The 12100-nt window shown below is 64.0% G+C and carries 13 protein-coding genes and 1 pseudogene; 6 read left to right on the forward strand and 8 right to left on the reverse strand.

All coding sequences use genetic code 11. The features are described from left to right. The first annotated feature begins 76 nt into the window (after positions 1–76). Positions 77–994: a LysR family transcriptional regulator gene (locus DOL89_RS21535; RefSeq protein ID WP_119681446.1), complete on the forward strand. Its 918-nt coding sequence runs from the start codon at positions 77–79 to the stop codon at positions 992–994. A 46-nt stretch (positions 995–1040) separates the two neighbouring features. Here DOL89_RS21535 and DOL89_RS21540 read toward each other — a convergent pair. Further along, positions 1041–1700, reverse strand: a pseudogene (locus tag DOL89_RS21540) (SDR family oxidoreductase); the annotation flags it as partial. A gap of 377 nt (positions 1701–2077) precedes the next feature. Between DOL89_RS21540 and DOL89_RS21545 the strand changes: the two are divergent. Continuing rightward, positions 2078–2353, forward strand: coding sequence for an HU family DNA-binding protein (locus tag DOL89_RS21545; protein ID WP_119681448.1), 276 nt, complete (start codon positions 2078–2080; stop codon positions 2351–2353). Between the two features lie 146 nt (positions 2354–2499). Here DOL89_RS21545 and DOL89_RS25150 read toward each other — a convergent pair whose 3' ends face one another. Further along, a complete protein-coding gene (locus tag DOL89_RS25150) occupies positions 2500–2676 on the reverse strand; it encodes a hypothetical protein (RefSeq protein ID WP_162937768.1) in 177 nt (58 codons plus the stop codon). A gap of 293 nt (positions 2677–2969) precedes the next feature. Next, complete coding sequence (locus DOL89_RS21550; protein ID WP_119681449.1) at positions 2970–3248, reverse strand: hypothetical protein; 279 nt, start codon at positions 3246–3248, stop codon at positions 2970–2972. Between the two features lie 386 nt (positions 3249–3634). On the opposite strand from DOL89_RS21550, the gene DOL89_RS21555 reads away from it, so the two are divergent. The 3 genes from DOL89_RS21555 (at position 3635) to DOL89_RS21565 (ending at position 5996) form a co-directional block, all read left to right on the forward strand. Continuing rightward, positions 3635–4075, forward strand: a complete 441-nt coding sequence (locus DOL89_RS21555) for a TIR domain-containing protein (RefSeq protein WP_119681450.1) — start codon at positions 3635–3637, stop codon at positions 4073–4075. A 102-nt stretch (positions 4076–4177) separates the two neighbouring features. After that, positions 4178–5341, forward strand: a complete 1164-nt coding sequence (locus tag DOL89_RS21560) for a toll/interleukin-1 receptor domain-containing protein (RefSeq protein ID WP_225890090.1) — start codon at positions 4178–4180, stop codon at positions 5339–5341. A 1-nt stretch (position 5342) separates the two neighbouring features. After that, the gene (locus DOL89_RS21565) at positions 5343–5996 is read left to right on the forward strand and encodes an SLOG domain-containing protein (protein ID WP_119681451.1); all 654 of its coding nucleotides are present in this window, start codon (positions 5343–5345) and stop codon (positions 5994–5996) included. Between the two features lie 598 nt (positions 5997–6594). Here the strand turns inward: DOL89_RS21565 and DOL89_RS21570 are convergent. Then, positions 6595–6879 carry a Crp/Fnr family transcriptional regulator gene (locus DOL89_RS21570; protein WP_162937769.1) on the reverse strand — a complete coding sequence of 95 codons (285 nt, stop codon included), beginning with the start codon at positions 6877–6879 and terminating at the stop codon, positions 6595–6597. Positions 6880–7492: 613 nt separating this feature from the next. On the opposite strand from DOL89_RS21570, the gene DOL89_RS21580 reads away from it, so the two are divergent. Then, entirely contained in the window at positions 7493–7717 is a 225-nt protein-coding gene (locus DOL89_RS21580; protein ID WP_162937770.1) for an RNA polymerase sigma factor, read from the forward strand. A 51-nt stretch (positions 7718–7768) separates the two neighbouring features. Here DOL89_RS21580 and DOL89_RS21585 read toward each other — a convergent pair whose 3' ends face one another. The 4 genes from DOL89_RS21585 to DOL89_RS21600 all read right to left on the reverse strand — a co-directional run bounded on the left by DOL89_RS21585 (position 7769) and on the right by DOL89_RS21600 (position 12007). Then, the gene (locus DOL89_RS21585; RefSeq protein ID WP_119681455.1) at positions 7769–7948 is read right to left on the reverse strand and encodes a CsbD family protein; all 180 of its coding nucleotides are present in this window, start codon (positions 7946–7948) and stop codon (positions 7769–7771) included. Between the two features lie 693 nt (positions 7949–8641). Further along, a complete protein-coding gene (locus DOL89_RS21590; RefSeq protein ID WP_119681456.1) occupies positions 8642–9100 on the reverse strand; it encodes a response regulator in 459 nt (152 codons plus the stop codon). 24 nt (positions 9101–9124) lie between these two features. Beyond that, the gene (locus tag DOL89_RS21595) at positions 9125–9520 is read right to left on the reverse strand and encodes a response regulator (RefSeq protein WP_119681457.1); all 396 of its coding nucleotides are present in this window, start codon (positions 9518–9520) and stop codon (positions 9125–9127) included. A 219-nt stretch (positions 9521–9739) separates the two neighbouring features. After that, complete coding sequence (locus DOL89_RS21600; RefSeq protein WP_225890078.1) at positions 9740–12007, reverse strand: PAS domain-containing protein; 2268 nt, start codon at positions 12005–12007, stop codon at positions 9740–9742. Between the last annotated feature and the right edge of the window lie 93 nt (positions 12008–12100).

Below are 12100 nucleotides of genomic sequence, written 5' to 3' on the forward strand. Positions count from 1 at the left end.
GTATCCCACATTTGGGTACCGACGGTTCACGGATAATACCTTTCCATTCGGCATCAGTATCCGAGATACTCGAACAATGGACAGAATTGACGCCATGCGGGTCTTCTGCCGGGTGGCGGAGACGCGCAGCTTCACCAAGGCCGCGGCCGATCTGGAGCTACCGCGCTCGACGGTGACCGACGTGGTCAAGCGATTGGAAGCGCAGCTCGGCGTGCGCCTGCTCGACCGCAGCACGCGCGTGGTGGCGCCGACGCTCGACGGCGAGGCCTGGTACCGGCAATGCGTCCGGATCGTAGCCGATGTCGAAGAGGCCGAGGCCGCGTTCAGGGGCGAAAATCCGGAAGGCGAGCTGCATGTGAACGCGCACGGCACCCTGGCCCGTCACTTTATTCTGCCCGGATTGCCGGATTTCCTCGATCACCATCCCGGGATCCGGCTCACGCTCTCTGAAGGAGATCGGCTCGTCGATCTCGTGCGCGAGGGCGTTGATTGCGTCGTCCGAGTCGGCGAGCCTGCCGACAGCGATCTCATCGCAAGACGCCTTGGATCCTTGCCCGAGATTACGGCGGCATCGCCGGATTATCTCGAACGTTACGGCACGCCCACGAACCTGGACGACCTGCACCGCCATCGCGCCGTCGGCTTTCTGTCCTCCAGGACGGGGGCAGCGCTGGCCTTCGAGTTCACCGTCGGGGACAGGACAGTCGAGCGCGCGATCCAGCCATCGATCCTGATGACATCGGCGGAATCCCTGGTCAGCGCGGCGCGGCTAGGGCTCGGCATCGTCCAGGTTCCGCGCTATCACCTGAGCGACGATCTTGCATCGGGTCAGTTGGTCGAGATCTTGCCGGACCTGCGGCCTAACCCATCCCCCGTGTGTACACTCTACCCGCGTGATAGACAGCTCTCACCGCGCGTTCGCGTCTTCCTCGATTGGCTCGGCCGCATCGATTTCGGCGGCGAAGTCGACCAGCGACGAGTGGAGGTGTCCTGATCTGACCTGCTTGAACGCCACATGATCGGCAGCCTTCAATACGAATTCACGCGCCATCCTGGGAGTGCTCCACCGCCGACCTCAACCGGTCCGGTTTGCCGAGTATGCGCTGCGTCCGGAGTGCGGCAAGCCTCTTTTCCAGGGCGAGGGATATGGATTCGTAGGCTGTGCTTCCGAGCGCAAGACGGAATGGCGGGTTCGATGCATCAGCCGCCACAATCATGGCACCCACAGTGCGCTCGGCATCGCCTTTCACCTCGAACTCGCCCCTTATCAGCGCTCTCCGCATCTGCCCGGCGGGCGTGTCGTCATATGCCGTTAGCGGTGCGCCATAGACAAGCCCGGCGCCGAAGTTCGTGCCGGTCGGACCGGGTTTGATGATGATGAAGTCGACTCCGTAACTCGCTACCTCCTGCGCGACGGATTCGACAAAGCCTTCGATACCCCACTTGGTCGCGTCATAGAGGCTGAAACTCGGATAAGCGATCTGGCCACCTTCGGGGGAGACCTGCACGATCCGTCCGCCGGCCTGGCGGGGGAGATGCGGCAGCACCACCCTGATGAGTTGGATGGAGCCGGTCAGATTGGTCGCGATCTGGTGCTCGATCTGCGCATCATCCAATTCCTCGGCCGCGCCGAACAGGCCGTAGCCGGCATTGCTTACGGCCATATCGATGCGTCCCATTCGAGTAAATGCGGTCTCGACATGCGGTGATCGCGATCTATGAGGCGGTTCTTTTCTCCGGCACTGTTTCCGCCGGAGTGGCAGGACCACTATCACCAGCATGGGAGAGCACCATGGCGCAGTATGCGGTGTATTTCCGAACCGAAGTTTGACCCCTTAGCTCCCCGCCAAATCAGAAACTTAGGCGCGCCGATCGGCACAAGACCTCACGCCGATTCACATCCAGGCGGGGCGCGCTATGCTCACTCGAGGGCCGCCTGTCCGCATGCCCCGAGTATGAGGCCGCCGCCTGCATGGAACGCGTGCCGCCTGCCCTGACGCCGGTCACATACTTCTCGCTGGCGTTTCCTCGACGGCGTGTCCGATATTGTCTCCCCATTCGCACCAACGAGCCCCACATGAACAAGATCGAAATGATTGCCGCCGTCGCCCAGACCACCGGCCTGTCCAAATCCGACGCCACGAAGGCCGTCGACGCCGTGTTCGACGGCATTGCAGATGCCTTGAAGAAGGGGGACGACGTGCGCCTGCTGGGCTTCGGCAACTTCGCGGTTGCCCAGCGCGCAGCCCGCCAGGGCAAGAATCCGCGCACCGGCGAGAGCATAGAGATTGCTGCCTCCAAGCAGCCCAAGTTCACGGCTGGCAAAGGGCTGAAGGACGCCGTCAACGGCTGATGCAGGCGTAAGGGAGCGGCATGCTCCGCTCCCTTGAACCGGGTCAGCCAAATATCTCCCGCCAATCAGCTGGCCCCCCTCACGCGCAGACCGCGAAACGCCCGCCATTGTCCTCATTGACATGCATGCGGCCGTGAGCCGGCCGGTCAGTGGACGCTGCGTCCGACGGTCCACCGGAAGACCTCTGCCTCGGCCCGATCGGCGGGAACGTCGGGATGGTGAAGGCGGAAGATGAACAGCGCCGCCTCGACGGCGTGCTTCTCGGGTGCGCCGGACGCCTTCATCTCGGCAAAGGCGCGTTCGACGGCGGCTTGGCAGCACATGATTTCCTCCGTGCAACGCGGTGATACGTCCCTATGGTCCAAGGATTTTGACATAGACGGGCACAAAGCCAAGTCCACCGGCGAGCTCGGCAAGGCAGCCAAGCACCGGGCCGACGGCACGCCCCAGCAGCTAGCCTCCTAAAGCCCACGAGGGTTCCCCCTCCGACCAGGGTTGCCGTGATGTCTCAGGCCCCAAGCATGTCGAGCGGATGATAACACCCTCGTCGGTCCGGAATGCAGCCTTCCGCAGCAGCCAAGTCCGCGGGCCACGTTCGCCATGGCCGACCGAGCCTTCAAGCTCCCGCACTGCCCCTGGCTCCATAGCGCGCATCGTTGGCCATGTCCTCGCCGTAGCCGAGGAACTCCGCCAGGCCATGATCATCGTCGTCCAGGAGAGCCGTGGCATATGAGGACAAGGCATGGCTGGCCTTGGGGACCGTCCTGCGCAGCGCGTCCAGAACAGACGCAGCGTAGGTTGCGCTGCTGCCGGCGTCGACATCGTTTGCGGCCGATTGCAACTCCATGGGTACAGCGAGCAGCCTGTCGGCGGCTGCGTCGGCAGAGGACGGCATCCCCGGCAGTCCGGTGCTCTGTGTTCTTCGGGTGGCGGGAATGGCGGTGTCCTAGTAGTGGCTTCCCTTGATCCCAGCCGGGACCACCGCCGAAACCAACGCGCCTGAAATACAGGTTAGGCGACTGGGATGGCTGCCAAGTGGATAGCGCGAAGGCTCACGCGAAGCGATGAAACCTCGTCGCTTCTATGCATTACGCCTCCAAAATCAAGACGTAGCCGCGCCCACCATGCTTACTCAGCCAAGCATAGACATCCAGCGCACGATGTCGCCCGCAAACTCAGGGGGGTAGGTTAATACCTCTTCGCGGACAAATCCCATTTCGCGATCAATGGTCCCTTAACCTGGAACAGTGACCCTGGCATACGTAGCCAAGGAGATCCCACATGGCCCGTCGCACCTTCTTCTCGTTCCATTACCAGCGCGACGTCTGGCGCGTGAACCAGATCCGTAACGGACACCAGTTCATTGGGACCGCCGCCGCCGGCTTCCAAGACGCGTCGCTTTGGGAGGAGGCCAAAAAGAAGGGCGACAGAGTCATCAAGAGGATGATCGACGACGCTCTGGAATATACTACCGTCACCGTGGTCTGCATCGGCTACAAGACAGCTGGGCGTACCTACATCAACTATGAGATTGAGCGTTCCCTCGCCCGCGGCAACGGCATCATCGGCCTCATGGTCAACGGGCTGTTGGGTCCTGACCGGAAGAGCGACCCTGACGGGACGGTGCCCGGCCTGCTCACGAAGCATAAGGCACCGATTTACCGGTACAGGGACGTTGCGTCCTTGGGCGACTGGATTGAGAAGGCATACCAGAACCGCTGATGGTTGTGTCACCCATCCCGATCGGCACCAATGCCCCCAAGTCCAGGCGTGCAGAGCCCAAACGCCGAATAAGTGGGGCTTTTGATCTCAGTTATGGGGGCTGTGTTGGCCTTGTACGAACTCGGCGTCCTCGGCGGCGCCACGTCCCAAGAACGAAAGTCCCTCTTGGAGACGGTGGGGGCCCTTGTGGCACCTTTCGGGTTGCGGGTAGGGAGTGAACTGCTGGTCCTCGAGGGCCAAGCCGTGGCCAGCCGGAACCCGAAGGCGGCATTTGCAGCAGCCTACTTCGGCGGCGATCCGCACGCGGACGAAGAGTTGACCGAACGGGTCGTGCGGTCGAGTGTGCCCGTGATCCCCACCGTGGGACCGGGCGGCGACTTCATTCGCGATATCCCGACTTTCCTGCATGCGTCCAATGGGCTGCGGCGTCGGGCCGACGACCAGGGGCTGGTGTTGCTCGCCTCAGCCATGCTCGAGTGCTTGGGCCTTCTGCGCAGGCAGCGTCGTGTCTTCGTCAGTTACCGGCGAATTGAGTCACGCGCGGCGGCGGTCCAGTTGCACGACCTCTTCACTGCCCGGGGCTTCGACGTCTTCCTGGACACCCACGACATCCGACCGGGTGAGCCCTTCCAGGACGTGCTTTGGCACCGTCTGTGCGACTCCGACGTCATGGTAATGTTGGATACGCCCACCTATTTCGAGAGCAAGTGGACACGTCAGGAGATCTGCCGCGCGCGCGCAAAGGAGATCCACGTCCTACGCGTGGTGTGGCCGGGGCACAGCCCGAGCAGACTGACGGAGATGGCCGAGACCGTCTATCTTGAGGCGGGCGACCTCGAAGGCGAACAGGGACCCATCTCCACCGACAAGGTCGATGCCATCGTGCTCGCAGCGGAGGGGCTGCGTAGCCGGAGCATCGCTTCCAGGCACATGTCGTTGGTAGGACACCTTCGTATGGAGGCTGAGAGGGCTGGGGCGACCATCGAGGGCGTCGGCGCACACCGGGCAATCTCGCTGCGTTCAATGGGGGGCAAGCATTACTGGGTATACCCGGTCGTCGGAATCCCCACAGCTGAGCTCCTGAACGACGTTCACGAGAAGGCTGCCCGCGCGGAGCAGCATGGAATGCCGGTGCTTGCCTACAACCATGTGGGCATCAGCGAGCAATGGGTTTCTCACCTCAAGTGGCTTGACGCCAACATCGCTTCGGTGCGCACGCTGAAGGTCTTGGAAGCCGCTTGGACGCTCGGCGGGTGGGAGGAATAGAATGCCGGAGGCCGTTTTCCTCTCGGCCGGGGTCCCCGACCCCAGGCGCGGGCCCGAGTACGCGGCGACGGCTGACGCGGTCGCCATCACGGCCGCAGTCTCGGCGCTGGTGCACGTCGTGTTGGGGCGCCGACTGCTAGTCTGGGGCGGCCACCCGGCCATCACGCCGATGGTGGCTATGGTCGCGGAGGCGATCAACGTAGACTACGGTCGCTGGGTCCGCCTTTACCAAAGCAGCTTCTTCAAGGACGAGTACCCGGAGGACAACGAGCGCTTCCAGAACGTGGTCTACACGGACGCCGTGGGGCAAGACTTGGGGCGAAGCCTCCAAGTCATGCGTGAGCGGATGTTCAACTCCCACCAGTTCGCGGCAGCCGTATTCATAGGTGGGATGGGCGGGGTCGTCGATGAGTTCGACCTGTTCCGCGCCATGCACCCGGATGCCGCCGTGGTGCCAGTTCTGTCGACGGGCGGCGCGGCCTTGAGGCTCAAGGACAGGCTCCCGTCAGCGAGCGAGGATCTGGCCACGGACATGGACTATATCGCGCTTTTCCACCGGCACTTGGAAATACCTGCCAGGGAACGAAGGTACAAACGGCCCGAGGAACAGCCAGTCTCCCTGCCCGCGCGCATCGTCACCCCCGAGGGGCGCTAACGGTACCAATCTGTGGCGGATAGGCGCGCAAACGCCAACCTAGAAGCGGTAACAGGGACTTTGCTAACCACCAATTAGCCACGATCAGCGTGATGCCCCTAGACTAGGTGCCGGGCGACCGGCACCAGCAACGGCTTCCGGAGCACGCCATGCCGCTCGTCACAGAACAGCAGTTGCGGGCGCGGGCTCGGAAGACCGCTTCGGCATCTTTGTCAGCCATTCGACTGCGGACGCCGAGGTAGTGGAAGGCGCACAGCTTGAGTTGCAAGATCGCGGCTTCACCGTCTCTGTCGATTGGGTCCTGGACAAGGAGCGGGAGCGGAACCCAGGGCCAGCCGCTATTGCGGTACTGAATGGAAAAGCCCATAGGTGGCAGGCTGGCCGCCAGCCATCGCGCCATCTCATTCAAGGCCGTTCCAAGCCCGGACGGCGGACGAGGAAAGCCGATTTGGAAGGGGGAACAACGCCGCCATGCCCTGGGCGAAGCGCCTCCGCGCGCAAGCCGCTCTTACGGGACCGCCCTTCGCTGGCCAGCCGATGCGACTGACGGCAGCATCGCAGCAAGGTTCTTCACCCCAGCAGCCGGTCGGTTTCCTGCTTAATAAGCGGCGTAGCACTCGCAGGACGCAGCCTCCAGGCGGGAGCGGTCGAGCGCGGTGATGATGCCGCGCTCGGACGCGATCGCTCCCGCCTTGTCCATGATGTTGACCGCGCCCGTGACGCTGGCCAGGCGGACACCCAGCATCATGGCCATGAACTCGTGGGTGACCGGGATCCGGTCGGCATGCACTCGGTCGTGCATCATCAAGAGCCAGCGTGCCAGCCGCTCATCCAACGTGTGCCGGACGTTCCAGGCCGCCACCTGGGTGGTCTGGACGAGCATGGACTGCATGAGGCGCAGGAAAGGGCAGGCAAAAGGCCGCCACGCTCCATCTTGGCCCGCAAGGCGTCGGCGCTCATGCGAAGGGCCCACCCGGGCACCTGGACCATGCTCTCGATATTAGTAATCTCGGCCACCATTGCGACGGAGAAGCCGACCAGCCCCTCGCGGTCGATCAGCCCGACCTCGATCTCCTGGCCGCCTTCCATGAGGGCCAACTGGGAGATGACGCCTTCCCCGGCGAAATGGATATGTCTGATGGGTTCCCCTGCTTCGTGCAGGATCTGCCCGTGCGAAAGCTCCACTGGCTCCTCCACCGCAGGCAGGGCGAGCAGGACGCGGTTCTGGATCGTCTGGAAATGCGGCGCTGCCGCTCCCTTGAACGGTGTAGCGGGAGCACTAGCCTCTCTCAGCCGCCCCCGTCGGTCGTCCCTGGGAGCGATGCGGGGGAGTATGGGCGGATGGGCTGCACATTCCAAGGGCATTGAACAGCGGTAGCGCAGGCATGTGCTCCGGTTCCGAACCGTACCTTGTCCCTTCTTTTCGCAGTGGAGCCGGAGTTGCCGAATGCCAGTCGCCGGTCAGCGTCCGCGTTCTCAATGGCAGGACTGGCAGCATGACTGATATCGGCTATGCCCAGATCCGGGCGGTTCAGAATGCCCTAGCCGCGCTGCCGCCGGACCTCAGGGAGGCACTGGTCCTGGTGACTGTGGAAGGTCTCCGCTACCGCGAGGCAGCTGATCGGCTGAACATCACCATCGCCGCTCTGACCAGACGGATTGCGCGTGCCCGCGCCACCCTGGCTACCAACCTGAGCATCCTGCCAGGTCAGGTGGACTGAGGCGGAGCGGTTGGTTGGGGTCACCGCCGGCCGGCGGTGACCCCACCGGGTTCAGCGCGACTTGCCCTTGAGGGCGTCCTTGATCCCGCCCACGGCGTTCTGGACCTTGCCTTCGGCCCGGTCCGTCTTGCCTTCGCTCTGGAGCTTGGAATCACCGGTCACCTTCCCGGCGGCTTCCTTGACGTCGCCCTTCATCTTCTTCGTTGAGCCTTCGCTCCGGTCCTTGTCCATTGCCCGTCTCCTGTTCCATCGCACGCCTGCGTACGCAAGCGTACCCAGCCCAACAGGTCGGTATCTGCAATGTCGCTGCGCCGGAACCACGGCATTTCGTTCACGCCCGCGCGCAGGTCCTCCCAAACGAGCCCGCGTCCGGCGCGAGCATTGTTACATCGCGTACCGGCAGGAGGCATGCAATCGCGAATGGACGGAAAGGCAAGCCCGCCACCTCAGAAAGCTCGGCGTTGCCGCCGGATCAGGATGGCGGACACCGCTGACATCCATGCTCACTCCGCGGTCAGCTATCTCAGCTGCGCAACGGGATCACCTGCCAGCTGGAACACGGTGGCGGTGCAAGGGTCGAGACCAACGGAACGGCATAGCGATTGGAGCGCCTCCTCGTGTTCAAGCAGCCGTCTCAGTTCCTCCTTGCACGTATCTACGGCCATGATCCTGACCTCATGGTGAAGCAAGGAAGCCAATCTAGGCGCATGTTTCGGGTGATGGTCCAGCCCCACCTAGATACGGTTGCTCACGCCATTGGCCAGGGTGACCGGACCGGCGGTTCGCAAACCGATGTGCCTAAGACCTTCCCCGCCAGGGCGCGTCGTATCTTCCCGAGCCGATCGGAAACACCGCTCCCGACCAACTGTGCGCAACCAGTCCGTCGTTCCGGTTCGCTTCTCGCAGATCCAGAACATGCGCGGCTTACGGGGGCGGTGACCGGTTGCATCCGGTCCAGAACCGGGCGCTGGTCTGCATCATCCGCACCAGCCCCCGGTACTCGTTCGGCTTCACCAGGCAGGCATTGGCGCCCAGGCTGTAGCAGGCCGCGATTGCCCCAGCGTCGGACACGCCGGTGAGCATGACAACGGGCAGCCTCCGTGTCCGCTGATTGCCCCGGAGGCGCTCGAGGACGTCGAGACCGCTCGCACCAGGCATGTGGATGTCCATGAACATGACGGATGGCCGAAGCCGTGCGGCCGCTGTTCCAGGGTTCTCCAGCAGCGCCTCCAAGGCTTCGCGACCGGAGCGGGCGACGGACACCTTGCCGCTGAACCCAGCCTCCTCCAAGGCGCAAAGCATCAGGTCGAGATCCATGGGATCATCCTCGACCAACAGGATGGAAGCGGGATCAGAACTGGTGGCGGTCAGGTTGGCATTCATGGGTGCCGCGATCTGAACAGGCCGCTAATGTGCCAAGGCTCGGCCATCCATTGGCCCGAGGTTCGTCGCCTTCCAGACGGCCGCCTCGATCTGCTCCGGGGTGAAGGGCTTGGGCACTGCTGCCGAGGCGCCGACCAGAGTGGCCTCGCGCCTGCCGACCGTTCCTGACACCATGATGACCGGAATGCCGAGCGTGCTGGAAATGGCAGCCGCGGCGACCAGGCCTGAGGTCCCTTCCGCCAGCACCCCGTCCATGGTGACCAGATCCGGGCGATGCTGTCGCGCAAGCTCCAGCGCCTCAGGCCCAGTGCGGGCCATCCAGCAGACTTCATGGCCCAACTCGGCGAGCGTGTCTTCCAGCGCCATGGCGATCAGCGCCTCATCCTCCGCCACAAGGACCTTGAAGATGTTCGGTGCCATTTGGGTACCTCACAAACTTCTAATGAACGGAGCGCCAACGTGCGCCTGCCAAGGGAGTTCCGCTACGCATTGTAGGTACCGTAACGCATATTGCGTCCGGGACCAGGTTGGAAAGGTGCCGGGCAGCGAACAGGGTTTGATGTATTCTCCGGGCGGAGGCAGCAATCAGCGCGGAAGGCAGAGCAGGCTTGGGCCATCTCCGGGGTCGGGCCACCAGCTTCACGAACTCGGCGGCGGGCTTATCAGTGCAGCCATGGCCGCCGTGAGGGACTGCCGGGAGAACGGCTTGGCCAGGCGGGGCGCGTCTCCCCAATCCGCATCCAGCACGTCCTCATAGCCTGTGCACAGCAGGACCCGAATGCCACGGCTGCGCAGCCGCCGGGCCAGGGGCAATGACGAGCACCCGTGCATATCCACGTCCAGCACGGCGGCATCCAGCATCGGGTTCCCGGCGAGCCTTTCGGCATCGGCCAGCGTCAGGGCCGGGCCGACCACATCGCAGCCCATACCACGCAGGGCATTCTCAAGCTCCATCGCGATCAGCGCGCCATCCTCCACCACCAGGACCCGCCGCGGCAACGGCCCGCCTTGTGCGCCCGCCTCCGGTGCAATGCCTAGCCCGGACCGGAGGCACAGATGCGTAGACGGAAGCCGGATTTCCAGCATCAGCCCCTCCGGACGCCAGTCGAACAGCAGCCGCCCGCCCAGCTGCTCCTCAATTGTGGTGCGGAGCAAGGTGGAGCCGAAACCGCGGTGCGTCGGCGGAGCCGTTGGCGGACCGCCGCTCTCTCGCCAATCCAGGACCAGGCTGCCCTGTCCGTCAATCCGCCAAGCGAGATCGAGCTGCCCGGCCTCCGTCGAGAGCGCGCCGTATTTGGCGGCATTGGTCGCAAGCTCGTGGAGGGCGAGCCCAACCGGCATGACGGCATCGGCGACGAAGGTGACCTCAGGGCCAGAAGCCTGGACTTGGACCGGCGGAAAGAGATCGAGTTCGTCCCGGACCAGGGTGGCTAGGTCGGCACCGGTCCATTTGTCACGGGCGAGCACGGAATGCGCACGCGCCATGGCAGCCACCCGCCCCTCGACGGCATCGGCGAACTCCTCTTTGGTTTCGGCACGCGTCAGCCGCACCAGGGACAGAACCACCGCAAGCGTGTTCTTGGCCCGGTGGTCCACCTCCCGCATCAGCAGCCGCTCACGTTCCTCCGCCAGCTTGCGCTCGGAGATGTCCACGTCGACGCCGCGCACGACCATCGCCCGTTCGTCCGGGCCGGGTTCCGGGCGGTAGCGTGACAGAAGCCACCGCACCCTGCCGTCCGGCAGCACAGCCCGGAACTCCAGATCGAGTGGCCGTGGATGCTCGATCAAGTCCGTCACGGCTGCAAGCGCCCTGGACTGATCATCGGGGTGCAGGCGCGATACCCAATGCATAAGATCGAAAGTCCCGGAGGCCAGGTCCTGGCCATAGAGTTGGCAGAGGGATGCAGACCAGCGGATGGCGTCGGCCTTCACGTCCCATTCCCAGGTTCCGACTCCCGTCGCTTCCTGGGCAAGTTCCAGGCGCGCCCGGCTCTCGGCGAGCGCGGCCTCCGTTCGCTTCTGGTCCTCGACGTCGGTGCAGGTGCCGTACCAGCGGACGATCTGTCCATCGGCATTACGCTCAGGCAGGGCGCGGCCAATGAACCAGCGGTAGCTCCCGTCGGCGGCACGCAGGCGGTACTCGATCTCATACGGCTCACCCGTTGTGTAGGCATGCCGCCAAGTCCGCTGGATGCGGTCCAGGTCCTCGGGGTGGAACAGGCCAAGCCAGCCATCGCCATCGGTGTCGCCGGGTCGGGTGCCGGTGTACGCGTACCAGCGCCTGTTGAAGTAGTCGTGGTAGCCGTCCTGCCGGGTGGACCATACGATCTGCGGCATGGAGTCCGCGAGCACCCTGAACTGTGCCGTACTGCGGCGCAGATCCTCTGCCAGGCGTTCCGCCTCTGCCACGCGTAGGCGTGCTTCCAGCAATCCCATGACATGCCGCGCCAGCACCTTGAGCGCGAAGCCCTGGTCCTCTGTGATCTCCCGAGGCTTGTAGTCCAGGACACAGAGGGTGCCGAGCGGCAATCCCTCGGGTGTCTCGAGCAATGCGCCGGCATAGAAACGAAGCCCCGGCTCTCCGGTGACCAGAGGATTGCAGGCGAAGCGCGCGTCCTTGGTGGTGTCCGGGATCACGAAAAGGCCGGGCTGGAGGATGGCGTGCGCGCAGATCGAGACGTCCAGCGGCGTCTCCCGTACACCCAGACCCCGTTCCGACTTGAACCATTGGCGCTCCTTGGCGATCAGGTTCACCACCGCGATAGGGACGTCGCAGATCTGGGCGGCCAAACGCGTGATGTCATCGAACGCCGCCTCGGCTGGCGTGTCGAGGATGTCGTAGCGGGCAAGCGCCGCGAGGCGGTCGGCTTCCGTCCATGTGCGGTTGGGGACTTCAGGATCGGTCAATCGGCAATGCTCGTCTCGTGGCCGTAATGTTCTCAGGCTCCGTGCTCCAGAGCAGGTGCCGCCAATCTGATACGGCACATGAGCGGCATGGGT

It is taken from the genome of Indioceanicola profundi (genome assembly GCF_003568845.1).
Lineage (GTDB): Bacteria > Pseudomonadota > Alphaproteobacteria > Azospirillales > Azospirillaceae > Indioceanicola > Indioceanicola profundi.

Bases quoted from the DNA above. Each gene is read 5' to 3' on its own strand.
- DOL89_RS21535 (WP_119681446.1), top strand. From the start codon at position 77: ATGGACAGAATTGACGCCATGCGGGTCTTCTGCCGGGTGGCGGAGACG.
- DOL89_RS21545 (WP_119681448.1), top strand. From the start codon at position 2,078: ATGAACAAGATCGAAATGATTGCCGCCGTCGCCCAGACCACCGGCCTG.
- DOL89_RS25150 (WP_162937768.1), bottom strand. From the start codon at position 2,676: ATGTGCTGCCAAGCCGCCGTCGAACGCGCCTTTGCCGAGATGAAGGCG.
- DOL89_RS21550 (WP_119681449.1), bottom strand. From the start codon at position 3,248: ATGCCGTCCTCTGCCGACGCAGCCGCCGACAGGCTGCTCGCTGTACCC.
- DOL89_RS21555 (WP_119681450.1), top strand. From the start codon at position 3,635: ATGGCCCGTCGCACCTTCTTCTCGTTCCATTACCAGCGCGACGTCTGG.
- DOL89_RS21565 (WP_119681451.1), top strand. From the start codon at position 5,343: ATGCCGGAGGCCGTTTTCCTCTCGGCCGGGGTCCCCGACCCCAGGCGC.
- DOL89_RS21570 (WP_162937769.1), bottom strand. From the start codon at position 6,879: ATGCTCGTCCAGACCACCCAGGTGGCGGCCTGGAACGTCCGGCACACG.
- DOL89_RS21580 (WP_162937770.1), top strand. From the start codon at position 7,493: ATGACTGATATCGGCTATGCCCAGATCCGGGCGGTTCAGAATGCCCTA.
- DOL89_RS21585 (WP_119681455.1), bottom strand. From the start codon at position 7,948: ATGGACAAGGACCGGAGCGAAGGCTCAACGAAGAAGATGAAGGGCGAC.
- DOL89_RS21590 (WP_119681456.1), bottom strand. From the start codon at position 9,100: ATGAATGCCAACCTGACCGCCACCAGTTCTGATCCCGCTTCCATCCTG.
- DOL89_RS21595 (WP_119681457.1), bottom strand. From the start codon at position 9,520: ATGGCACCGAACATCTTCAAGGTCCTTGTGGCGGAGGATGAGGCGCTG.